This is a genomic window from Kosakonia pseudosacchari, assembly GCF_900184035.1.
Taxonomy (GTDB): Bacteria; Pseudomonadota; Gammaproteobacteria; order Enterobacterales; family Enterobacteriaceae; genus Kosakonia; species Kosakonia pseudosacchari.
The window spans coordinates 198,158-221,783 of record NZ_FXWP01000004.1; the positions used below are offsets into that span (position 1 = coordinate 198,158).

Annotated in this window: 16 protein-coding genes; 6 read left to right on the top strand and 10 right to left on the bottom strand. The window is 57.0% G+C overall.

What is annotated here, in order from left to right:
- Positions 1 to 41: 41 nt before the first annotated feature.
- Positions 42 to 773, bottom strand: a complete 732-nt coding sequence (locus tag BN2591_RS00945) for a tetratricopeptide repeat protein (RefSeq protein WP_086868293.1) — start codon at positions 771 to 773, stop codon at positions 42 to 44.
- Between the two features lie 234 nt (positions 774 to 1,007).
- Between BN2591_RS00945 and BN2591_RS00950 the strand changes: the two genes are divergently transcribed.
- The gene (locus tag BN2591_RS00950; protein WP_086868296.1) at positions 1,008 to 1,472 is read left to right on the top strand and encodes a helix-turn-helix domain-containing protein; all 465 of its coding nucleotides are present in this window, start codon (positions 1,008 to 1,010) and stop codon (positions 1,470 to 1,472) included.
- A 41-nt stretch (positions 1,473 to 1,513) separates the two neighbouring features.
- Here the strand turns inward: BN2591_RS00950 and baeR are convergent, their stop codons facing one another.
- The 7 genes from baeR to yegD form a co-directional block, all read right to left on the bottom strand.
- A complete protein-coding gene (gene baeR / locus BN2591_RS00955; RefSeq protein WP_086868299.1) occupies positions 1,514 to 2,236 on the bottom strand; it encodes an envelope stress response regulator BaeR in 723 nt (240 codons plus the stop codon).
- Positions 2,233 to 3,744: an envelope stress sensor histidine kinase BaeS gene (gene baeS, locus BN2591_RS00960; RefSeq protein WP_086868301.1), complete on the bottom strand. Its 1,512-nt coding sequence runs from the start codon at positions 3,742 to 3,744 to the stop codon at positions 2,233 to 2,235. The genes baeR and baeS overlap by 4 nt, the downstream gene beginning before the upstream one ends.
- A complete protein-coding gene (gene mdtD / locus BN2591_RS00965) occupies positions 3,741 to 5,156 on the bottom strand; it encodes an MFS transporter (RefSeq protein WP_086868303.1) in 1,416 nt (471 codons plus the stop codon). The genes baeS and mdtD overlap by 4 nt, the downstream gene beginning before the upstream one ends.
- Positions 5,153 to 8,230 (bottom strand): multidrug efflux RND transporter permease subunit MdtC, encoded by a 3,078-nt coding sequence (gene mdtC / locus BN2591_RS00970; protein ID WP_086868304.1) that lies wholly within the window; start codon positions 8,228 to 8,230, stop codon positions 5,153 to 5,155. The genes mdtD and mdtC overlap by 4 nt, the downstream gene beginning before the upstream one ends.
- Positions 8,231 to 11,353: an MdtB/MuxB family multidrug efflux RND transporter permease subunit gene (locus BN2591_RS00975; protein ID WP_086868306.1), complete on the bottom strand. Its 3,123-nt coding sequence runs from the start codon at positions 11,351 to 11,353 to the stop codon at positions 8,231 to 8,233.
- Positions 11,353 to 12,588: an MdtA/MuxA family multidrug efflux RND transporter periplasmic adaptor subunit gene (locus BN2591_RS00980; RefSeq protein WP_086868308.1), complete on the bottom strand. Its 1,236-nt coding sequence runs from the start codon at positions 12,586 to 12,588 to the stop codon at positions 11,353 to 11,355. The genes BN2591_RS00975 and BN2591_RS00980 overlap by 1 nt, the downstream gene beginning before the upstream one ends.
- Positions 12,589 to 12,768: 180 nt before the next feature.
- Positions 12,769 to 14,121, bottom strand: coding sequence for a molecular chaperone (gene yegD / locus BN2591_RS00985; protein WP_086868310.1), 1,353 nt, complete (start codon positions 14,119 to 14,121; stop codon positions 12,769 to 12,771).
- A gap of 133 nt (positions 14,122 to 14,254) precedes the next feature.
- Between yegD and alkA the strand changes: the two genes are divergently transcribed.
- Complete coding sequence (gene alkA, locus BN2591_RS00995) at positions 14,255 to 15,109, top strand: DNA-3-methyladenine glycosylase 2 (protein ID WP_086868312.1); 855 nt, start codon at positions 14,255 to 14,257, stop codon at positions 15,107 to 15,109.
- A gap of 158 nt (positions 15,110 to 15,267) precedes the next feature.
- Here alkA and BN2591_RS01005 read toward each other — a convergent pair whose 3' ends face one another.
- Positions 15,268 to 18,597 carry a diguanylate cyclase gene (locus BN2591_RS01005; protein ID WP_086868318.1) on the bottom strand — a complete coding sequence of 1,110 codons (3,330 nt, stop codon included), beginning with the start codon at positions 18,595 to 18,597 and terminating at the stop codon, positions 15,268 to 15,270.
- Between the two features lie 353 nt (positions 18,598 to 18,950).
- Between BN2591_RS01005 and udk the strand changes: the two genes are divergently transcribed.
- The 3 genes from udk (at position 18,951) to asmA (ending at position 22,136) form a co-directional block, all read left to right on the top strand.
- Entirely contained in the window at positions 18,951 to 19,592 is a 642-nt protein-coding gene (udk, locus tag BN2591_RS01010; RefSeq protein ID WP_017458502.1) for a uridine kinase, read from the top strand.
- An 86-nt stretch (positions 19,593 to 19,678) separates the two neighbouring features.
- Positions 19,679 to 20,260 carry a dCTP deaminase gene (gene dcd, locus BN2591_RS01015; RefSeq protein WP_086868319.1) on the top strand — a complete coding sequence of 194 codons (582 nt, stop codon included), beginning with the start codon at positions 19,679 to 19,681 and terminating at the stop codon, positions 20,258 to 20,260.
- A 25-nt stretch (positions 20,261 to 20,285) separates the two neighbouring features.
- On the top strand, positions 20,286 to 22,136 hold the full coding sequence (asmA, locus tag BN2591_RS01020) for an outer membrane assembly protein AsmA (RefSeq protein WP_086868321.1): 1,851 nt from the start codon (positions 20,286 to 20,288) through the stop codon (positions 22,134 to 22,136).
- Positions 22,137 to 22,182: 46 nt separating this feature from the next.
- On the opposite strand, the gene BN2591_RS01025 is transcribed toward asmA, so the two are convergent.
- Positions 22,183 to 22,767, bottom strand: a complete 585-nt coding sequence (locus BN2591_RS01025; protein ID WP_086868323.1) for an NUDIX hydrolase — start codon at positions 22,765 to 22,767, stop codon at positions 22,183 to 22,185.
- Positions 22,768 to 22,850: 83 nt separating this feature from the next.
- On the opposite strand from BN2591_RS01025, the gene BN2591_RS01030 reads away from it, so the two are divergent.
- On the top strand, positions 22,851 to 23,606 hold the full coding sequence (locus BN2591_RS01030) for a DeoR/GlpR family DNA-binding transcription regulator (protein WP_086868325.1): 756 nt from the start codon (positions 22,851 to 22,853) through the stop codon (positions 23,604 to 23,606).
- The last annotated feature ends 20 nt before the right edge of the window (positions 23,607 to 23,626 follow it).

The following is a 23,626-nucleotide window of genomic DNA, read 5'->3' on the forward strand; positions in this document are numbered from 1 at the left end:
GGGAATTGTAGCGCCGCGAGTCGGGGGAGTAAACCCGCGCGTTAGTTCACGCGCAGGTAGGTGCCATCGGCGCTGACGTTATGGCCGAAACCGCAATTCATCGCGTCATCCGTTTTCATCTCCAGCCTGTTGAGATCCGCCGCCAGACTTAACGAAATGGTGCACTGCGAAATGCCTTCCTCACGCAAAACGATGTCGCCTTTGCCGTTTTTCAGCGTCACTTTTTCGCTGAACTCGCCCATATTCGGCCCGGAGTAAAGCCCCATGATGCCGAAATAAAGACCGGACCAGTCAGCCTGCCAGGTCTCTTCACTTTTAGGTTTAAGCGTGATGACTTCCCACTGGCTCATCCCGGCGTACTGCCAGTATTCCCCTGCGGCGGAAGCCGGTTTTGGCATCGCGTGTAACTTATCCTGAATACGCGAGAGGTTATATTTCGACTTTTCATCGTCTGGCATAATGGACAGCCACGCCTGCGCTTTGCGGTACTCGCCCTGGCGGATCCAGGTCAGTGCCACGTTGTTGTAGGCGGTCGCTATCAACACACCGTTCGGTTTATCTTTGCCTAATTCGCACTGCTCCAGCCATGCCGCCTGTTCTTCGAAAGCCTCGCGCGCTTTGGGGTAGTCTTTCGCTTTGTAATACAGATCGCCTTGTTTGGCGTAATCGGCGATTTTTGCGCAGTCTGCATCCATCTGCGCTTCGGTAAGCTCCGCCTGGCAGCTGAACGCTGCCAATAAGAGTGTCAGCGCACCGTAGTAGTATTTCCTCACTATCCCTTTCCTTTTATTGTTGTGTAGACCTGCGGCTGGCGAAACGACGCCATGCCCTCAGACGCCCGCCATCATACAGAGGATTGCGCTGTTGTTCACGAAAGACGTATTCACTGAGGTTATACTTGGCGACAGGCCGTGTCAGGCTGCTGTCGGGTTGCTGTCAGGTGCGGATCGTGTTGCTGTCTGCGGGGTTGGGTGACACTACAGGCCGGATTCATCAGGAGAAAGAGTATGAGCGATAACAAAGTAAAAGCATTACGTCTGGCTCGTGCCTGGTCACAGGAACAACTGGCGGAGATGGCGGCACTGAGCGTCAGAACGGTACAGCGAATTGAAAATGGCGATCAGCCTTCGCTGGAAACACTCAGCGCACTGGCGGCGGTGTTTGGCGTCAGCGTCACCGAGCTTTCCGCGCAGAGCGAGGCGGGCGAAGAGGCGCTGGATAAACGCATTACCGCAGCGCGGGAACAACTCGACGCCGAAAGCGGCTTCTGGCGCATGTTGATTACCGCCGTTATCGTCTGCGTGCTGCTGTTTTTCCTCAATCGCAGCACCGCGCCGGACAGCGACTGGTCATTGTGGGTGGCGGCGATTTGGGGCGGGCTGGTGGCGGTGAAAGGGTTGCGGATTTTTGTCTTCGCGAATCTGATTAGCCAGTGGCATAAGCAACGTTTGCAGCGGTTGCTGCGTAAATAGCACGACCGGAGCGTGTCGGGCGCGTGCGCCCGACATACGGCTTACGCCAGTTTGCAGGCGTCGGCTTCCCAGCGGTAACCGACACCGTAAACGGCGCGGATAAAGGATTGCTCCTCATCCAGCGCTTCGAGTTTGCGACGCAGGTTTTTGATATGGCTGTCGATGGTGCGGTCCGTCACCACGCGGTAGTCGTCATACAGATGGTTAAGTAATTGCTCGCGGGAGAAGACTTTGCCCGGCTCGCTGGAAAGTGTTTTCAGCAGACGAAACTCCGCGGGCGTCAGATCCAACAGTTTATTGTGCCAGCTCGCCTGAAAACGGCCTTCATCGACAATCAGCGGGCTTTCCGCGTCCAGCCGCTCCAGTTCGCGCTGTGGTTTGCAGCGGCGCAGAATGGTTTTCACGCGCGCCACCACTTCGCGCGGGCTGTAAGGTTTGCAGATGTAATCATCCGCGCCAATCTCCAGCCCCAGCAGGCGGTCGATCTCTTCGATTTTCGCCGTCACCATAATAATGGGCACGTTAGAAAAACGACGGATCTCCCGGCATAACGTTAGCCCGTCGGTGCCGGGTAGCATCAAATCCAGCAGGATCAGATCCGGCGGCGTCTGGCGCACGTAAGCGAGCACCTGATCGCCGTGGTTAATCAGCGATGGCGCGTAGCTCGCCGCGCGCAGATAGTCGAGCAGCAACTGCCCAAGCTTTGGCTCATCTTCAACAACCAGGATGCGTGGCGTGTTTTCATCGATCGGTAACTCAGTCATACATCTCTCGTTTTTTCGCGTTCAAGCGGTAGTTCAACTGTAATGCTAACCCCGCCGAATGGCGAGTGCGCCGCATGGATAGCGCCACCGTGCGCTTCCACGATATTCAAACAGATAGCCAGCCCCAGGCCGGAGCCGCCGCTGGCGCGGTTACGCGAGCCTTCCGTGCGATAAAAGCGCTCGAACAGCCGTTTGAGTTGCTCATCGCTGACGCCCGGCGTGCTGTCGGCAAAACGCATCACCAGCGTGTTATCGCGGGTGATGACCTGGATAAGCGTTTGCCCGCCCGCATCGGTGTAGCGCAGGCTGTTTTCCAGCAGGTTGTTAAAGAGCTGCATCAGGCGATCGGGATCGCCAAACACCGTGGCGCTGGCGGGCATCTCAAGGGAAAGTGTCAGATTGCGGCTGGCGTAACGCTCGCGGAACGCGCCCGCGGCGATCTCCACCAGCGACACCACATCCACCGGCGCTTTCTGGTAGGCCAGCGCCCCTTCATCGGACATCGACAACTGATGCAGATCGTTGACCAGTTTGGTGAGCGTGGCGACTTCCGCCTGCAGCGAGGCCACCGATTCCGGTGTGAATTGCCGCACGCCATCCTGAATCGCCTCCAGCTCGCCGCGCAGCACCGCCAGCGGCGTGCGCAGTTCATGCGAGATGTCCGCCATAAAGTCACGGCGCATCTGCTGGTTGCGCTCCAGTGTGCTGGCGAGCTGGTTAAAGTCGCGCGCCAGCCGACCAAGTTCATCCTGGCTACCAGGCGTGACGCGGGTGGAGAAATCGCCCGAGGCGAGCCGGTGGGTGCCCTCGACCAGCCGTTTTACCGGCGCCAGTAAACCGCGCGCCAGCGGGAAGGTGGCCAGTGCGGCGAGCAGCGTGGCAAGCCCGACAATTAACCAACTGGTGCGCCGCTGCTGGCGATCAAAGTTGATATCGGTATTGCGCGTCAGGCGCTCAATCGGCGACGCGATAACCCAGCCGACGGTCGCGTTATTCACGACAATCGCCCGGCGAGTGCCGTCCGTTGGCACCGGCGAACGCGGGCCGACCAGTACGTTAGCGTCCTGATCGATAACCCAGAATTTGGTGCGCCAGCCGCGCGGCGGCATATCCGGCGGCGGTGGGCGGGAATCTTGCGCCATTTCCTCTTCCGGGGGCGGGCCCATGTCGCGCTCCATCCCCGGCGGCGGTTCGCCTTGCATCCCGCGCGGTGGCTCACCGGGACGGTCTTCATCGTGGTCATTATCCCGTTCGAATGAACGCAGGAGCTGGAAAATCACCCGGTCATTGTTGCGCAAAAACTGCCAGCTACCGTTCTGCGCGTACTGCTCGGCCAGCGCGTCGCTCAGCATTTGCAAGCGCTGTTCGTTGCCGCGCTTAATGTAGTCAATAAAACCGTGCTCAAAGCTGAGGCGCACCGCCCAGTGCATGGTGATCAGCAGAACAATGCAGGTGGCTAAAATTGCCAGAAACAGTTTGGCCGTAATACCTGGCCGCCAGAACTTCATGATTCTCTCCTGTGGCGACGGGCAATCACGACGTTCTGGCTGGCGTCGTTCGGGACGCGGGCGAAGAGCAACGCCGGAAGTGAAATAATCACCGCCATGCTGAGGTAAACGTAAAGAAAAACATGGTGCGCCACGCCGCTGTCCGCAGACAGATGCTGCTGACCAAACAGGCCGAGCAGCAGACCGGCAACGGTCACGCCGATACTCATCGATAACTGCATGATCATTGACAACAGACTGTTGCCGCCGCTGGCCAGCTCATCGGGCAGATCTTTGAGCGTTAAGGTGTTCATGGAGGAGAAGCGCATCGAGTTGATCATCCCCTGGCAGAACAGCACAACCGGCAGCAGGTAATACCAGCCGAGCAGGGCGGTACCCATGAACAGCAGGCTGATGACAGCCAGGCCAAGCGTGGAGCAGACCAGCACGCGGCGGTAACCAAAACGGTTCACCACCTGCACCACGATGCGTTTCATCCCCATACTGCCGAGCACCATCGGGATCATCATCAACCCGGCGTGAAAGGGCGAAAACCCCAGACCAATCTGCAAAAACACCGGCGTCATAAACGGCAACATCCCGCTGCCGATGCGCCCGGCGAAACTGCCGGCCAGACCCAGTGAAAATGAGGGCGTGCGGAACAACCGCAGATTAAACAACGCCCCGTCGTTGCCCCTGGCATGCAGCAGATAAAAGAGGATCGCCGCCGCGCCCACCGCCACCAGCACGCCAAGTTGCCATGACGTTAGCCCCAGCCCGCGATTGCCATCAAGCGCCAGCGTCAGCGTTGCCATGCCGCCCGCGAGCAGCACAAAACCCGCCATATCAAAGCGGCGGGTTTGCAGGGTGTAGTTGGGCATCAGGCTGAGGGTGGCAATCGCACCGAGAATACCCACCGGCAGGTTAATCAGGAAAATCCAGTGCCAGGAAGCATATTCCACCAGCATACCGCCAAGCGCCGGGCCGAGCAGTGGGCCGATCTGCCCCGGCAGGGTGACAAAGGTCATTGCCGCCATGTACTGATCGCGCGGAACAATTTTCATCACCGTTAGCCTGCCGACCGGCACCATCATCGCGCCGCCAACGCCTTGCAGCACGCGCGACATGACCAACTGATCGAGTGTGGAAGCCTGGGCGCAAAACAGTGAGCCAGTGGTAAACAGCACAATGGCGGCAAAAAAGATGTTTCGCACGCCAACCCTGTCAGCCAGCCAGCCGCTGGCGGGCAGCATCACCGCCACCGTCAGCACATAGGCGACCACCACCATATGCATGTGCAGCGGGCTCTCCCCGAGGCTTTTCGCCATCGAGGGGAGCGCCGTGTTAACAATGGTGGTATCCAGCGACTGCATAAAAAAACCAAAGGCGACAATCCATAGTTGCCAGCGGATGTTGTTTGGTAGCTCATTCATTCACTAACTGGCTCTCTTTCGTGGCGACTAAAACGCATGCGCAGGCGGTCGAAGAAGAGATAGACCACCGGCGTGGTGTACAGGGTGAGCAACTGGCTCATTACCAGCCCGCCGACAATGGTGATACCGAGCGGCTGGCGAAGCTCGGAGCCGTCGCCACCGGAGATAACCAATGGCAGCGCGCCAAACAGCGCCGCCAGCGTGGTCATCATGATCGGGCGAAAACGCAGCAGGCAGGCCTGGAAAATCGCCTCTTCAGCGGTGAGGTTCCCCTGGCGCTGCGCTTCGAGCGCGAAGTCGACCATCATAATCGCGTTTTTCTTTACAATCCCAATCAATAGCATAATGCCAATCAGCGCTATCAAACTGAACGGCGCGCCGAAAAGCTCAAGCGCCAGCAGCGCGCCCACGCCCGCCGAGGGCAGGGTAGAGAGAATGGTCAGCGGGTGAACATAGCTCTCGTACAAAATCCCCAGCACGATATAGACCGTCGCAATTGCCGCCAGGATCAGAATGGCCTGCGAGTTCATCGTCTCCTGGAATACCTGCGCGGTACCGGCAAAACTGCCGCGCACGCTGGAAGGCACGCCAAGCTGCGTCATCGCGCGGTTAATGGCATCGCTGGCCTGCGATAATGAGGTTCCCGTTGGCAGGTTAAAGGCAATGGTCGATGCCGCCGACAACCCCTGGTGATTCACCGATAGCGGCGCGTTCGCGGGCTGCCACTTCGCGAAGTAGGAGAGCGGAATGGTTTTGCCGTCACTGTTGATGACGTACATCTTATCCAGCGCGCTGACATCCTGGGTGTAGCGCGGGTCGACTTCCATCACCACTTTGTACTGGTTTAGCGGCTGGTAGATGGTGGAAATCTGCCGTTGACCGAAAGCATTATTCAGCAGGCTGTTGGCTGCCTGAACGCTGATACCGAGCCGCGACATGGTTTCGCGGTCATACACCAGGTTCATCTCCGCGCCGTTATCCTGTTGATCCGAGTTAACGTCCGCCAGCTCCGGCAACGCGGCAAGGGCTTTGCGGATTTTGGGTTCCCATTCGCGTAGCGCGCTGAGCGAGTCCGACAGCAAGGCGAACTGGTAGCTGGCGTTGGCCTGGCGACCGCCGACGCGAATATCCTGCACGGCCATCAAAAACAGGCTCGCGCCCGGCTCTTTGGCCAGCTTGCCGCGCAGACGATCAATCACCTGTTGCGCAGTTTCTTTACGCACATCGCGTGATTTCAGGGTGATAAACATCATGCCGCTGTTAACGCGTGAACCGCCGGTAAAACCGGTGACATTATCCACCGCCGGATCGTCACGGATTATCTTCATAAAGTCCTGCAATTTGCCGCGCATCGCCTGAAACGAAATGCTCTGGTCGGCCTGAATCCCGCCCATCAGCACGCCGGTATCCTGCTCCGGGAAGAAGGTTTTCGGGATCGAAATGTAGAGCCAGATATTGAGCGCGATGGTGGCTATCAGCACCAGCCCGACCAGCCGCGCGTGGTTGAGTACCCATTTCAGCGAGCGGGCATACTGCCGCTGTAGCGCCACCAGCAGACGGCCGAAGCCTTTTTCCCGGCTGCGCTCGCGCGGTTTATGCGCTTTTAACAACCAGCCGCACATCATCGGCGTTAGCGTCAGGGAAATGAGCAGCGAAATACCAATCGCCACCGACAGCGTGACGGCGAATTCGCGCAGCAGTCGTCCCGGCAATCCCGCCATCAGCAGCAGCGGCAGAAACACCGCCACCAGCGAGATACTCATCGACAGCACGGTAAAGCCCACTTCACGCGTACCTTGTAGCGCCGCCTGCAATGGTTTCATCCCCGCTTCCAGATGGCGCGAGATATTTTCCAGCACCACAATGGCATCATCGACAACAAAACCAGTGGCAATCGTCAGCGCCATTAGCGACAGGTTATTCAGGCTAAAGCCGCATAAATACATGGCGGCAAAGGTGCCGATAAGCGAGACGGGAACGGCAACCGCCGGGATCAGCGTTGCGCGACCTGAACGTAAAAACAGAAATACCACGAGGATCACCAGCGCCACCGAGATAACCAGTGTTTGTTCGACCTCAGCCAGCGAAGCGCGAATGGTCGGCGAACGATCCTGGGCGATTTGCAAATCGATCGCCGCGGGAATGGTTTGTTGCAACTCCGGCAGACGCGCGCGAATGCTATCGACTGTCTGAATAATATTGGCTTCTGGCAGCTTGCGGATCATCAGCAAAATGGCGGGCTTCGCATTGGTCATCCCGGCGTTGCGCACATCCTGTACCGAATCCGTGACTTTAGCGACATCGCTTAAGCGTACTGCGGAGCCGTTTTTGTAGTGAATGATTAAGGGCTGGTATTCGGCGGCGGTTTTCAGCTCATCATTGGTTTGTACCTGCCAGCGCTGCGCGCCGTCCTCCACTGCGCCCTGCGGTTTGCGCACGTTGGCATTGCTGATGGCCGTACGCACCGCATCCAGCGACACCCCCTGGTTAAACAGCGCCTGCGGGTTCAAATCCACACGCACGGCGGGCAGCGAACTGCCGCCAATATCAACGTCGCCCACGCCGTCAATCTGCGCGATGGTTTGCGCCAGTTGCGTTGAGGCGAAGTCGTACAACTGCCCCTGCGAATAGGTGTCCGACGTGAGCGTCAGGATCATGATGGGAGCCGCAGACGGGTTCGCTTTGCGATAGGTAGGACGGCTGGGCATGCCGCTCGGTAACAGGTTTTGCGCCGCGTTAATTGCTGCCTGCACATCGCGCGCCGCGCCGTTGATATCGCGATCGAAATTAAACTCAAGAATAATACGCGTGCTGCCGAGTGAGCTGGATGAGGTCATTTCACTGACCCCGGCGATGCGCCCGAGCGAGCGCTCAAGCGGCGTCGCCACGGAGGAGGCCATAGTCTCCGGCGACGCGCCCGGCAGCGAGGCGCTGACCATAATCACCGGAAAATCGACCTGCGGCAACGGGGCGACCGGCAGCAGCCGGAAGCCGAGAAGGCCGCACAGCGTAATGGCGAGCGAAATCAAAATCGTCGCCACCGGGCGGTAAATGAAGAGGGCGAAAAACTTCACTTACGCCTCCTCTTCACGACGTGGAAAACGCTTTTTCACCGCCAGCGACAGACGGTCGAACAACAGGTAAATCACCGGCGTCGTAAAGAGTGTCAGCACCTGGCTCACCAGCAAACCACCGACCATGCCAATCCCGAGCGGACGGCGTAATTCTGCGCCGACGCCGGTGCTCAGCATTAACGGTAGCGCGCCGAGCAATGCCGCCAGGGTGGTCATTAATATCGGGCGAAAACGCAGTAAACAGGCCTGGAAAATCGCATCGCGCGGCGACATGCCCTCTTCGCGTTCGGCGGCGAGGGCGAAGTCGATCATCATGATGGCGTTTTTCTTGACGATACCGATAAGCAAAATAATGCCAATGATAGCAATCACATCCAGTTCACTGCCGGAAACCATCAGCGCCAGCAGCGCGCCAACGCCTGCTGTTGGCAATGTCGACAGGATAGTGATGGGGTGAATAAAACTCTCGTACAGCACACCAAGCACGATATACATCGCCGCAACTGCCGCGACAATCAGCCAGATGGTGCTGCCAAGCGCCGCCTGGAACGCCAGCGTGCTGCCCTGGAATTGCGTGGTGATGTCCGTCGGGAAGTTGATCGTTTTCTCGCTATCCAGCACGGCCTGCACCGCATCGCCGAGCGAATACCCCTCCGCCACGTTGAAGGAGATCGTTGTCGACGGGAATTGATCCAGATGGTTGATGCTCAGCGGTGCGAAGCGTTGCTCCACTTTTGCAATCGAGGAGAGCGGCACGATGCCGCCATCAGTACTGGTCAGGCGAATGTTGTCGAGCGCGGAAAGGCCTGGGGTTTGTGTCGTGTCGTGTTCCAGCACCACGCGATACTGGTTTGCCTGGGTGTAAATGGTGGAGATCAACCGCTGACCAAACGCGTTATACAGCGCGTTATCCACATCTGCCATGTTGATGCCAAGGCGGCTGGCACTGTCGCGATCGACATTAACGTAGGCCACCAGGCCTTTGTCCTGCCAGTCGCTGCTGACATCCGCCAGTTGTGGCAGCGCCTGCAGTTTACTCACCAGTTGCGGCACCCAGGTACTGAGCGCATCCAGCGAGTTGGCCTGTAAGGTGAACTGATATTGCGTGCGGCTGACGGTGGTATCAATGGTTAAATCCTGCGTCGGTTGCAGGTAGAGCGCGACACCGGGCACTTTCGCCGCAGCCTGTTGCAGGCGCTCAATCACTGGCTGGACGCGATCGTCGCGCTCATCCAGCGGTTTCAGGTTGATCTGCAGCCGTGCGCTGTTAAGCGACGGGTTGGTGCCATCGACACCGACAAACGAGGTCAGGCTTTCTACCGCCGGATCGCGCAGGATAATGTCAGCCACCTGGCGCTGGCGTTCTGCCATGCTGGCAAAGGAGGCGGATTGCGGCGCTTGCAGCGTTCCCTGGATAATGCCGTTGTCCTGCACCGGGAAGAAACCTTTCGGAATAAACACCCATAGCATGATCGACAAAAACAGCGTGCCGACTGCCACGCTCAGCGTCAGCCACGGGTGATTGAGCACTTTGCTAAGGAGCCTGCCGTAGGCCGCGATGACGCGTTCGAAAAAACGCTCCGACGCGCGGGAAAAACGGTTTTGTTTGCGCAGGGATTCGGCGCTTAGCATGCGTGCGCACATCATCGGCGTCAGCGTCAGTGACACAATCGCGGAAATCAGGATCGCTATCGCCAGCGTAACGGCAAATTCGCGGAACAGGCGGCCGACGATATCCCCCATAAACAGCAGCGGAATCAATACCGCAATCAACGAGAACGTCAAGGAGATAATGGTGAAGCCAATCTCGCCAGCCCCTTTCAGAGCAGCGGCCAGCGGTTTTTCGCCTTTTTCGATGTAGCGCGAGATATTTTCGATAACCACAATGGCGTCGTCGACCACAAAGCCGGTAGCGATGGTCAGCGCCATCAGCGTCAGGTTGTTGATGGAGAAACCGAGGAACACCATCGCCGCGAAGGTCCCAACCAGCGACAGCGGCACCGCCACGCCAGGAATAATGGTCGCCGGGATATTACGCAGAAAGACGTAGATGATCATCACCACCAGCGCGATTGCCAGCATCAGTTCGAACTGGGTGTCATCGACCGATGCGCGAATATTGTTGGTGCGATCCGACAGCACTTTCACCGTCACCGATTTTGGCAGGCTTTCGGTTAATTGCGGCAGCAGCTTCCGAATGTTGTCGGCGGTGTCAATAATGTTCGCCCCCGGCTGTCGCTGGACGTTCATGACAATCGCTTGCTGCTTATTGGCCCAGGCGCCAAGCCAGCTATTTTCTGCGCCTTGTTCAACGGTCGCGATATCGCCAAGCCGGATCGGCGCGCCATTCTGATACGCGACAATCAACTGGCGATACTCTTCGGCCGACTGCATCTGATCGTTGGCCGAAAGCGTGACGGCGCGGGTTGGACCGTCGAGGCTGCCTTTCGCCGAATTGACGTTGGCATTACTGATAGCGGTGCGAATGGTTTCGCTGGTCAGCCCGAGAGCAGCAATCGCCTGGGCATTGAGTTTGACGCGCACTGCCGGGCGCTGACCGCCAGAAAGCGTCACCAGGCCGACGCCGGAAACCTGCGAAATTTTCTGCGCGACGCGCGTTTCCACCATATCTTCGACCTGGGTCATGGGCATGGCGGAAGAGGTGACGGCGAGCGTCATAATCGGTGGGTCTGCCGGGTTAACTTTACTGTAGACCGGCGGGTTGGGCAGATCGGACGGCAACAAGCTGTTAGCGGCATTCATCGCCGCCTGCACTTCCTGTTCGGCGACATCCAGTGGCAAACTGAGCTGGAACTGCAAGGTCACCACCGATGCGCCGCCGGAACTTTGCGACGACATCTGTTTTAAGCCGGACATCTGACCAAACTGGCGCTCCAGCGGTGCGGTGATCGCCGACGTTACCACATCGGGGCTGGCGCCGGGGTAGAGCGTCACCACCTGAATGGTCGGGTAATCGACTTCAGGCAGCGCGGAAACGGGCAGAAAACGGTAGCCGATAATACCGGCAAGCAGGATCGCCACCATCAACAGCGTAGTGGCGACCGGACGCAAGATAAACAGACGGGAAGGGCCGCCCGTCCGGCCCGGCGGTAGCAACTGCATCAGGAATGCGCTCCTTTGGCCGGATGTTCACGCTTTGCCGGTACGGCGTCGGCGTTTTTCGCATCCACAACTTCTACTTTCGCCCCTTCGGTCAGGCGGTCAATGCCGTCCGTCACCACGCGATCGCCCGCCGACAGACCGGCGGCAATCACCACTTTCTGGCTGTCCTGAATACCTGGCGTCACAGTGTGTTTGCTGACCTGATTTTTATCGTTCAGAACCCAGACGAAGTTTCCTTCGTTGCCCATTTGCAGGGCGGCCGCCGGGATCACTACCGCGTCCTGCTGGGTGGCAACCAGCATGCGTGCGTTGACGAACTGGTTCGGGAACAGGGCATCGTCCTGGTTATCAAAGCGGGCTTTCAGTTTGATGGTGCCGGTGGTGGCGTCAATCTGGTTATCGAGGCTTAATAATGTGCCGCTGCTGAGCTTCTGTTTATTGGTGCGATCCCAGGCTTCCACCACCAGCTGCTGGCCCGCTTTTTGCGCCTGTACCACGGTAGCGATTTCGCTTTCCGGCAGGGTAAATACCAGATCGATGGGGTGCGTTTGCGTCAATACCACGATACCGGTGGTGTCGCTGCTGCTGATTTGGTTGCCGATATCCACCTGTTTTAAACCCACGCGCCCGGAAATGGGGGCGGTGATGCGACTCCAGTCCAGCTCTAATTGCGCGCTGGCAACAGAGGCTTCATCGGCTTTCACGGTGCCTTCTGATTCGGTCACCAGCGCCTGCTGGCTGTCGAGATCCTGGCGTGAAACCAGGCTGGTTTTCGCCAGTTGCTGGTAGCGGGCAAGGTCGCGACGGGCGTTGGCGAGCGTGGCTTTATCTTTCGCCAGTTGCCCCTGCGCTTGCGCCAGAGCCACTTTAAATTGGCTTGGGTCGATTTCCGCCAGCAGATCGCCCGCTTTTACTTGCTGGCCTTCCTGAAAATGGATCGCCATAAGCTGGCCGGAAACGCGGCTGCGCACGGTAACGGTGTTCGCGGCGGTGATGGTGCCGAGCCCGGAGAGATAACGCGGTACGGCTTCACGGGTTGCTGTTGCGGCCTGCACCGGCGGCAGCGCGCCGCCGCGCATTCCATGGCGACCGCCGCCCGGCGCGCCCTGGCGCTGAGTCTGACCCGTTGCGGTGGAGGCGTTGTCTTTGTGCGCGAAATGGTACCAGGCTACGCCCGCTACCGCCATGACCACGACCGCGACAAGCGTGCGGCGAAACGTAACACTACCTTTCATCGTTATGGGTATCTCATTGGAAAACTAATGGCGAAATAATACTAGTTTAGTAACGGCATGCCCCGGAAAAATGGAGGAAAAATGAAACACTGTCTGGAAACGTATGGCAGGCAGGGTAATTTGCGTTAGGGGGATTTTAAAGAAGAAAATAATGCCGGGAAGGATCCTCCCGGCGAGATCTTAACGAAACAGTGTCTGCGCCCAACGCGCAAGACCGGCGGTGACGGAGCCAAAGTCATCGCCGCCCGCAATCGGGATCCCCGGCAGGGTTTGCGCCAGCGCTTTTTTAATCAGCGGTGAACGCGCACTACCACCGGTGAGATAAATCACTTCCGGTGTTTCCGCACTGTTTTCCAGCGCCAGTTGCACCTGCTCAAGGATGCGTTGCAGCGGCTGATTTAGCGCGCTTTCCAGGCCATCCTGGTCAATTGCCGCCGCGAGGTCATCGCTAATAAAGGGCAGGGGCGCGGTAACCTGTGTGTCGTCGGAAAGGGCGATTTTGCTCTCTTCAGCGCTGCGCACCAGCCGGTAGCTCAGGCGTTGCCGCCACACTTTGACCAGCAGGGCGACTTTTTCTGCATCACGGGCGTCGCGCAGGAGATCGTTCAGCAAGCGGCCATTGGCGGCGCTATAAAACTCGGTCTGCGCGGGAACATCGTTAATCGCTACCGCATTCCACCAGGGCAGGATCGGCAGTGCGATACCTTTTTCTGTCTGACCGCCCATCCCGAGCAGTGGCATCAGACTTTTGAATGCCAGCGCGATATCTAAATCGTTACCGCCAACGCGGCAGCCGCTATGCCCTAACAGACTGGCGGCGCGCTCTTGCTTATCGCGCCATTGCGGCCCCATCAGCAATAATGAGCAGTCGGTCGTACCGCCGCCGATATCCACCACCAGTACCCGTTTTTCCGCACTCAGCGTGGCTTCAAAATCGAGCCCGGCGGCGACCGGTTCGAACTGGAACACCACATCACGGAACCCGGCGCGTTTCGCGGCGCGCTCAAGAATACCTTGCGCCTGCGCGTTGGCTTCATCGCCGCCAAGCCCCTGGAAGTTAATCGGGCGGCCAATCACCGCTTGATCAATACCTTCCGGCAATTGCGTTTCCGCCTGCTGGCGAATATGCAGCATCATGGCGCACACCAGGTCTTCAAACAGGGCGATTTGCTGCGGTTTCAGGCCGCTGGCGCCCAGGAAGGATTTCGGTGATTTAACAAAGTACACCTCTTCCGGATCGCTGACGTATTGACGCAATGACGCCAGCCCGAACTGTACGCTGGCGGCGCTAACCTCAATATCTTCCTCGCGGTTAAAGCTCATCGCCCGGCGCAACAGCGCCTGGGTTTCGCCGTCTGTCGCCGGAACCTGATGATGGCGATAGAGCCACTCGCTGACCGCTTCACGCGTCGGTGCGCAGAGCATCGACGGGAGTAAAGTACTGTTATTTTCCATTTTCAGCAGCTGCGCTGCGCCGTCGCGCATCACCGCGACCGAGCAGTTTGCCGTACCGTAGTCAAAACCAACAAACACGTGTTTATCCCCATGCCAGTGAAGAAGGGGGGCGACTTTAGCCGAATGCGTGGCGGGCGACAACCGGAATATGAAAGCAAGGCGGAAAATCCCCGGTTTGTTATGCTGTTAGCGTCACTATTCAGGAGTTGCTATGTACACACTGCACTGGCGCAAGCCGTATGACTGGGCGTGGATGTTTGATTTTTTACGCGCGCGCGCCGTGGCGGGCGTGGAGGAGATTAGCGCAACGCGTTATGTGCGCACTTACCATTACCACGGGCATCGCGGGTTAATCACCGCCGAGCCTGACTTCGCCACGACGACGCTGAAGGTCACGATCAGCGATGGGCTTGTGCCAGTGGCTGAACACTGCCTGGCGCGCCTGCGTGGTTTGTTTGATCTGGATTGCAACGCAGAAAGGGTGAACACGGCGCTGGGCTCACTTGGTGCGGCGCGTCCCGGTTTGCGTTTGCCGGGCAGCATGGACCCGTTTGAGCAGGCGGTGCGGGCGATTTTGGGGCAGCTGGTAAGTGTGGCGATGGCAGCGAAACTGACAGCAAAAGTGGCGCAGCGCTTCGGTGAACCGCTGGCAGACGTGCCGGGAATGATTTGTTTTCCCGCGCCGCAGCAACTGGCACAAGCACAACCGGAGGAACTGAAAGCGCTGGGGATGCCGTTAAAACGCGCGGAGTCGCTCATTTTTCTCGCGCAGACAGTTTGCGACGGTACATTCCCGCTCAGCCCACCCGCGGATGTGGAACAAGGGGTGAAAGCGCTGCAAACCTGGCCGGGTATCGGGCGCTGGACCGCGAACTATTTCGCGCTGCGTGGCTGGCAGGCGAAAGATGTCTTCCTGCCGGATGATTACCTTATTAAGCAGCGTTTTGCCGGGATGACGCCTGCGCAAATTCGCCGTTACGCGGCGCGCTGGCAGCCGTGGCGTTCATATGCGTTGTTGCATGTCTGGTATACGGATGGCTGGCAGCCCGAGATGGAGGAGAAATAAGGCTATTTTTCTTGCCATTTTGCCCCCGGGCAGTGCTCAAAATCCTCACGTACTACGTGTACGCTCCGGTTTTTCCGCGCTGGCCGTGGCCAAACTGGCTGCGACAATAACGCCTTATTTATCCTCCATGACGGCGAAATGTCTGTATTTCCATCAATTCAGTTGATGGCGAAATAACTGGTATTCAGCATCAAATCCAGCGGCTGCGCCTGCGAAATAATATCCCCGTAGATCAAATCGATACCAATTCCCGACAGGGTATCCATCATCAGTGGCTGGTGAGTCGGTCCAGCGATGCTCTTCACGCCCAGTCGCTGGGCGTGGCCCTGAATAATGGTTACCATCATCTCGTCCATCAGATTGCCGTGGACGTTGGTGACTAACTCAGGCTCCAGCAACAGGTAGTCGGCCATATGCGGTGTAAGGTGGTTAAACACTTCCAGATCGTGCCCAATATGGCTGAAAATAATGCGGCAACCCGCATGGCGCAGGCGTTTGAGATTCTCATTAATCGTGTTGCCTTCGCGCATCAGCGCATCGGCATGAATAATCAGATGCAGCAAACGACCCGGCAGTGGCCCACTTTCCAGCATTTGCAGCAGTTCTGTCACCAGAGACTGACTTGCCAGCCCAACGACGGAAAGCGGCAGCGCGACGCCAAGGCCTTTACCGGCGACGGCCGTTGTGTGGTTGCGGAAAAATTCGTGAAACACCCGTCTGTCGAGTGCGCGGATAAGTTCCGGTTCTGACAACCCAGAGCGGAACGCATGCTCTTCCATCACTTCCCCTTCGCTGGTCCACAGACGCAGCGACAGCAGCCAGAAATTGCAGGCCTCCGGCACGCGCGGAGAGGCCACACCGCGCGCAATCATCAGCAAATGGTTGTCTTTGATCATGTGCCACTGCTCATCCAGCGACATCATGTTGCGCTCATGCTGCATCAGCCCTTGCTGCGCTTCGTAGACGGTCACAATGCCGCGACCATTGTTCTTGGAGGCGTAACAGGCGATATCCGCCTGCGACATGACGTCTGATGCCTGGTAATTGGTCTCATCAATAATCGTAATCCCGGCGCTGGCGCCGATGCGGTGCAGGCGACCTTCCCACATAAAGTGATAATCATTGATGGCTTCAATCATCCGCCCGGAAATATAGCGCGCGCTCTCGACATTACAGTCCGGCAGCAGCAGGCCAAACTCATCACCGCCGAGACGGGCGAGGATATCGGTTGAGCGCAACATGCTGAGCATCAGTGAGGATATTTCACGTAACAAGGCATCACCTGCGGCATGCCCGGCTGTGTCATTTACTGCTTTAAAGCGGTCGAGATCGATAAACACCAGCGCGTGTCGCTGGTGGAACTCCTGTACGGTCACCAGCAGGCGCTTGAGATGGTTTTCAAAACTGACGCGGTTCGCCAGATGGGTGAGGGCGTCGTGAGAGGCGCTGTAGCTGAGCTGGCGCAGCATCTTGCGCGACTCGGTGACATCCTGGATAACCAGCACCGAGCCGATATTTTGCCCGTCCAGCGTGCTTAACGGCGTGACGCTGTAGTGGATATCGAAGCTGCCGCCGGTGCGACAGTGCAGCACCACATCCTGCTCAATCGCGGTACGCGACATATCGCCGCTATGAATGTTTTCCATCACCGGACCGTTATCGCCGAAGGTGATGCGCAGCACGGTCAACAAGGGCTGACCAATGGCCTGTTCCTGTGGCCAGCCGCTCATTTTTTCCGCCACCGGATTCATAAAGGTGACTTTCATATCGATATCGGTACACAGCACCGCTTCGCCGATGGAATCCAGCGTAATGTGCAGCCGCTCTTTTTCCTGGAACAGCGCATCGTTAAGCTGTTTCACCTCGGTCATGTCCATATTGACGCCGAGCAGCCGCTCAACTTCGCCGTTCTTATTGAGCACGCGGTTGGCAAGGGTGCGGATATGGCGAATCCCCTCTTTAACCGGCACTCTGAATTCCAGCTTGAAGGCGACGCGGGCGGCCAGCGCATCGCGGATAACGCGCTCGGTTTCCGGACGATCTTCCGGCAAAATGCGTTCGTACCACAGATGCCAGGTTGGTTTGATATGCGCAGGGACTTCGTACATCTCAAACATACGTTTATCCCAACTGATGATGTCTGGCTCCAGCTCCCACTCCCAGATACCGATACCACCTGCTTCGTTCGCAAGGGTAATGCGCTCCATCAGGCGCTTGTTCACCCACTCGGTCTGCTTCAGGTCGTTAATATCTTCTATCTGGGCAATGAAATAGAGCGGGGTGCCATCGGCATGGTGCACGACGGAAACGGCCAGTAGCCCCCAGACCAGATTGCCATTACGTGTGTAATAGCGCTTTTCCAGCGAGTAGGTAGGAATGTCGCCGCGAATCAGTTGATCAAGCAGTTCGAGGTCTTTTTGTAAATCTTCCGGCCAGGTGAGTTGCTGAAAGTTCATTAAACGCAGTTCATCCTGGCTGTAACCCAGAAACTGGCACAGCGCTTTGTTAGCCTGCAGCCACTGCCCATCGGTGCCGACTAACGCCATACCAATGGCGGAATATTCCATGGCGTTACGAAAACGTTCTTCGCTTTCGGTAATGTGCTTACGTTCGGCGCGAAAGGCGTACATCACCATAGTCATCACGTTAACCGGCAGCAGGATCATCAAAAATGGCAGCCAGGGCGCGTTGGTCATTACGCCGCTTTTCGGCGCGATAATCAGGTTCGGTTCCCGCGCGATAATCAACGACACCATCATGACGGTGATCAGAAACACCAGAAACGCTTCCATGCGCGGCAGACGAACCGCACTCCACATCAACAACACAATGACGGCGGTAAATGGCCACGGTAAATAGTGCAGCGACAGCCAGCTGAGCGTCAGCGTAATGGCAAGCGTCGCCAGCGTTTCCAGCAGTAATTGCGGTTTGCGATGGCGCAGCAGATAGTGCGGTTTGAATAACAGCCCAAGCGGCACCAGCGCCAGCGCGCCAATGGATTCTGACAACACCCAAATAATAAAGGTACGCAAAACATTTTCTGGCGGTACCAGCAAACAGATCAGCGCACCGCCGACCAGCGGCGGAACCACTGCGCTGCCAATGGCAAGGCGGATCCAGTCGCCCAGATTTTGCAGCGGGTTATACCAGGGCAGCAGTTTACGCAGCAGTACCGCGCCAACGGCCGCTTCAACAATATTGACGGCGGTATAGCGCAGATCGACAAAAGAAACGGAAAAAAGCAGCACGGTAGCGGCAACATTGCCCAGCGCGCAGGCAAAGGCGATGCCGGGCCACATCTTGCCCGCGTGGCGGTAAAACGCCACGGTCATGATCGCGGTGGGAAACCAGAGCGGGGCAATGACGGTACCAAAACGGATCAATTCCAGCGAGAACAGGGTAAAGATAAAAGAGAGTAAGCCTAAACTGAGGAGCCGCAGTCCAGGATAGGGTGTGGTAACCAAAACGCGCTGGTGTTGTTTCTTCATTACCGCTTAATCCGCAAGCCCTGTGCCGTCCGGAACAGAGTCCGACGAATGAAATTTGAAATTTGGATTATGCTAGTACAAACAATTTACAATTCCTATGCCGGGCGCTCATAATTTGACATCATAGTGTTATTAATTACTTAGTGGATGAATAAAACGCGTATCGCGCTCCATTTTTGAGCGGTTTGCTTTGCGAATAATGCGTTTTGCGGGTAAAAAATGGCGACTTTTTAGCACACCTGAATCCCGTGTCTATTCGACTGGTATCGTGACGGTGAAATCCCTATAATTGCGGCGTTTGACGCTCTGGCGTCGCCCTTCCTTTACATCCAGGTTATCAGGTCGCTAAATTTATGACTGATCAGTCTCATCAGTGCGTCATTATCGGCATCGCCGGCGCATCCGCTTCAGGTAAAAGCCTTATTGCCAGCACGCTTTACCGCGAACTGCGCGAACAGGTAGGTGATGAACATATTGGCGTTATTCCCGAAGACAGTTACTACAAAGATCAAAGCCATCTGTCGATGGAAGAACGTGTTAAAACCAACTATGACCATCCGAGCGCGATGGATCACAGCCTGTTATTCCAGCATTTAGAATCACTTAAACGCGGCGAAGCCATTGAGTTACCGGTTTATAGCTACGTAGAACATACCCGTACGCAAGAAACCATTCGCATTGAAGCCAAAAAAGTCATCATTCTGGAAGGGATCCTGCTGCTGACCGATTCACGCCTGCGCGATGCAATGAACTTCTCTATTTTCGTCGATACGCCGCTGGATATCTGCCTGATGCGCCGTATTAAACGTGACGTTAACGAGCGTGGCCGTTCAATGGATTCGGTCATGGCACAATACCAAAAAACCGTGCGTCCAATGTTCCTGCAGTTTATTGAACCCTCCAAACAGTACGCCGATATTATCGTGCCGCGCGGCGGTAAAAACCGCATCGCCATTGATATTCTGAAAGCCAAAATCAGCCAATTCTTTGAGTAATAATGTTAGGCTGTCACCGTTCGTATTAATTTGTCCGACCCCTGAGGCGCGCTCAGGGGTATGCCGCATCAAAAGGAGAATGTGCCATGCGTCTTTGTGACCGAGATATTGAAGCCTGGTTGAACGACGGTCGGCTCGCGATTAACCCGCGCCCGCCGGTTGAGCGTATTAACGGTGCGACGGTTGATGTCCGCCTGGGCAACAAATTCCGCACATTCAGCGGGCACACGGCGGCGTTTATCGATCTCAGCGGCCCGAAACATGAAGTCAGCGCCGCGCTTGACCGGGTGATGAGTGATGAAATTGTGCTGGCAGACGGCGACGCTTTTTACCTGCACCCGGGGGAACTGGCGCTGGCGGTGACGTATGAGTCCGTCACGTTGCCTGCGGATTTGGTCGGCTGGCTGGATGGCCGCTCTTCGCTGGCGCGTCTGGGTCTGATGGTGCACGTTACCGCGCACCGTATCGATCCCGGCTGGTCCGGTTGCATCGTGCTGGAGTTCTATAATTCAGGCAAACTCCCGCTGGCATTGCGTCCAGGCATGTTGATTGGCGCGTTGAGCTTCGAGCCGCTCTCCGGCCCGGCAGAACGTCCTTATAACCGCCGTGAAGATGCGAAATATCGTGATCAGCAAGGCGCGGTCGCCAGCCGTATTGATAAAGACTGAGTGAAGTAGACCTACTGAGGACGCCATGAGAAGAGTGTTAACCACGCTGATGATCCTGTTGGTCGTGCTGGTAGCCGGCCTTTCGGCGCTGGTACTGCTGGTCAATCCCAACGATTTTCGCGCTTATATGGTGCGTCAGGTTGAAGCCCGTAGCGGTTATCAATTGCAGCTTGATGGCCCGCTGCGCTGGCATGTCTGGCCGCAGCTTAGCATTCTCTCAGGGCGGATGACCTTAACCGCTCCCGGTGCGCAGACGCCGGTGGTCGCAGCCGACAATATGCGCCTTGACGTGAATCTCTGGCCGCTGCTTTCGCACCAGTTACACGTCAAACAGGTGATGCTGAAAGGCGCGGTTATCCAGTTAACGCCGCAAAGCGCCGCTGCGCCGCAAAAAGGCGCTCCCGTGGCACCGCGTGAAAACAACCTGCCGCAGGTGGAAGGGGATCGCGGCTGGTCATGGGATATTGCCAGCCTGCAAGTGGTTGATAGCCTGCTGGTATTCCAGCACGATGATGATGAACAACTGACGGTGCGCGATATTCGCCTGCAAATGGAGCAGGATTCGTTGCACCAGGCAAAGCTTGATTTCGCCGGGCGCATTAACCGCAATCAACGTGATTTAACCCTCTCTTTCAGCGCGCAAGTTGATGCCCGCGACTATCCGCATAACCTCACCGCCGCTGTTGATAACCTGAAATGGCAATTGCAGGGCGGCGATGTCCCGACGCAGGGAATCGAAGGGGAAGGGCGCTTACAGGCGCAGTGGCAACGTGCGCAGCAACGCCTGACGCTCAATGATCTGAGCCTGCGCGCGAACGACACCGCGCTTACCGGTAACGGCAGCGTGACGTTTGGCAACCTGCCGGTGTGGGCGCTCGATTTACAGTTTGATTCTCTCAACCTTGATAATTTGTTACCGCCGGAGCAGACCGCCGATAACAGCGGTTCGCCGCAGCAGCAAGGGCAGGCGCAAAACCGCCTGCCGCGCCCGGTTATCTCCACCAGTCTGGATGCGCCGGAGTACAACGGGTTACGCAGTTTTACCGCACAGATTGGCATTCGTGCGAAAAGCGTGCGCTGGCGCGGTATGCAGTTTGCGGATGTGGTGGGGCAATTCAACAATAATGCCGGTTTGCTGTCGATTCCCACCTTGCAAGGCAAAATGGGCAACGGAGAGATCTCGCTACCTGGCGAGCTGGATGTGCGCGGTGAGGGCTCCCTTGCGACCTTCCAGCCAAAACTGGATAACGTTGAAATTGGCACCATCCTGAAAGCCTTTAATTACCCGATTGCCCTGACGGGCAGCCTGAGCATGGCGGGGGATTTCTCCGGGCCAAATATTGATGCCGAGGATTTCCGCCGCCACTGGCAGGGTGAGGCGCACGTCGATTTGAAAAACAGTCGTATGGAAGGGCTCAACTTCCAGCAACTGGTGCAGCAGGCCGTGGCGCGCAGCAGCGATGTACAGGCGCAGGAAAACTACGATAACGCCACGCGCCTTGATAGCTTCACCAGTGATGTGTCGCTGGATAAAGGGTTGATGAAATTCAGTGATATGCAGGGCAGTTCTGCGCTGCTGTCGCTTACCGGGGAAGGCGAAATGGATCTGCTGAAAGAGCAGGCCGATACCCGCTTTGAAGTGCGTGTCATGGAAGGCTGGAAAGGGCAGAGCGAGCTTATCGATTTCCTGAAAAATACCCCGGTTCCACTGCGCGTATACGGTAAATGGCAGGCGCTCAACTACAGCCTGCAAGTGGATCAATTGCTGCGTAAACATCTGCAGGATGAAGCGAAACGCCGGTTAAATGACTGGGCGGATCGCAATAAAGATCGCCAGAGCGGCAAAGATGTGAAAAAACTGCTCGAGAAGATGTAAGCGAGACAGTTTGCCGGGTGGACGCGCCGCCACCCGGCAAAGCAATTTACAAAATGCCTGCCAGCGCCAGGTGCTGTAACAGCATAATGGTTTTGCCGTCAGCAATCTCACCGCTGCGGATAGCCGCCAGTGCCGCGGCGAAATCCATCTCCACGACTTCGATATCCTCGCCTTCCTCTGCTAAACCGCCGCCATCACCGATGCGGCGGCTGTCATCATATTCGGCGATAAAAAAGTGCAATTTTTCGCTGACCGAACCGGGGCTCATCCACGCTTCAAACACCTTTTGCACCTGCTCAAGCCGATAACCGGTTTCCTCTTCTGCTTCCTGTTTTATACGCGCTTCCGCGGCAAGTTCATCCAGTAAACCGGCTGCCGCTTCCAGTAAAAAGCCGCTGTGCTGGTTAACGAACAGCGGCAAACGAAACTGCCGGGTGAGGATCACGCTGCGTTTGCTCGCGTTATACAGCAGGATCACCGCGCCGTTGCCGCGATCGTAAACTTCGCGGCTCTGGCGCTGCCATTCACCGTCTCTGCGGCGAAAATCAAAGGTGTACTTCGTCAGTTTGCCCCAGTCTTCGGATAAGGGTTTGGTCGCAACAATGCGTACTTGTGCATTTTCAGATGGCATATTGGCTCCTCAGGACGTAAGATTGCATCTTATCGTGCATTTTCGTGCATTAACAAGTAATTTCGTGCAATCAGGAGCACCTCATGCTGACCTCACAACGCAAACAACTGATCCTTGCCCGCCTCGCTGAAGAGGGGCAGGTGCTGTCAAAAAATCTCAGTGAGCAATTCGGCATTTCAGAAGATACCGTGCGCCGCGACTTGCGCGAACTGGCGGCTGAAGGGCGTTTGCAGCGGGTTCACGGCGGCGCGTTACCGGCATCGGCTGCGGTGGTCACGTTTTCCGAGCGACAAACATTGCAATTGGATGCCAAGCGGCGGATCGCGCAGAAAGGGGCTGAGCTGGTATCGCCCGGGCAAGTGGTGATGATTGATGGTGGCACCACCACCAGTGAGTTAATCCGCTTTTTCCCTGAAGATCTGCGCATTACCGTCGTCACCCACAGCCCAGGTATCGCTGTCGGGCTGGCACAACATCCATTTATTAATGTGGTGATGATTGGCGGCCAGCTTTATAAACACTCTATCGTCAATGTCGGCGCGGCGGCGCTGGAGGGAATTGCTCGCGTGCGCGCCGATCTTTTTTTTATGGGAGTGACCGGCGTGCACGTTGAGGCGGGTTTAAGCACCGGTGATTTCGAAGAGTCGCGTATCAAGCATGCCATGGCGCAAAGGGCGGCGGAGACAGTGGTGCTGGCCTCACCGGAAAAATTAAACACCGCCTCACCGTGGGTGATCGGCGATATCGGGCTTATCAATACGCTGGTGGTTGATGCGCAAACCGATGCGCGCACACTGGAGCCGTTTGCCCGGCGTGGTATTGCGGTTGTTAAAGCGTAGGAAAGCAGGCGGGAAATAGC

Coding starts and splice junctions, on each gene's coding strand:
- udk (WP_017458502.1), top strand. CDS start 18,951: ATGACTGATCAGTCTCATCAGTGCGTCATTATCGGCATCGCCGGCGCA.
- BN2591_RS00980 (WP_086868308.1), bottom strand. CDS start 12,588: ATGAAAGGTAGTGTTACGTTTCGCCGCACGCTTGTCGCGGTCGTGGTC.
- baeR (WP_086868299.1), bottom strand. CDS start 2,236: ATGACTGAGTTACCGATCGATGAAAACACGCCACGCATCCTGGTTGTT.
- baeS (WP_086868301.1), bottom strand. CDS start 3,744: ATGAAGTTCTGGCGGCCAGGTATTACGGCCAAACTGTTTCTGGCAATT.
- BN2591_RS00950 (WP_086868296.1), top strand. CDS start 1,008: ATGAGCGATAACAAAGTAAAAGCATTACGTCTGGCTCGTGCCTGGTCA.
- asmA (WP_086868321.1), top strand. CDS start 20,286: ATGAGAAGAGTGTTAACCACGCTGATGATCCTGTTGGTCGTGCTGGTA.
- alkA (WP_086868312.1), top strand. CDS start 14,255: ATGTACACACTGCACTGGCGCAAGCCGTATGACTGGGCGTGGATGTTT.
- mdtD (WP_086868303.1), bottom strand. CDS start 5,156: ATGAATGAGCTACCAAACAACATCCGCTGGCAACTATGGATTGTCGCC.
- BN2591_RS00975 (WP_086868306.1), bottom strand. CDS start 11,353: ATGCAGTTGCTACCGCCGGGCCGGACGGGCGGCCCTTCCCGTCTGTTT.
- BN2591_RS01005 (WP_086868318.1), bottom strand. CDS start 18,597: ATGAAGAAACAACACCAGCGCGTTTTGGTTACCACACCCTATCCTGGA.
- BN2591_RS01025 (WP_086868323.1), bottom strand. CDS start 22,767: ATGCCATCTGAAAATGCACAAGTACGCATTGTTGCGACCAAACCCTTA.
- BN2591_RS01030 (WP_086868325.1), top strand. CDS start 22,851: ATGCTGACCTCACAACGCAAACAACTGATCCTTGCCCGCCTCGCTGAA.
- dcd (WP_086868319.1), top strand. CDS start 19,679: ATGCGTCTTTGTGACCGAGATATTGAAGCCTGGTTGAACGACGGTCGG.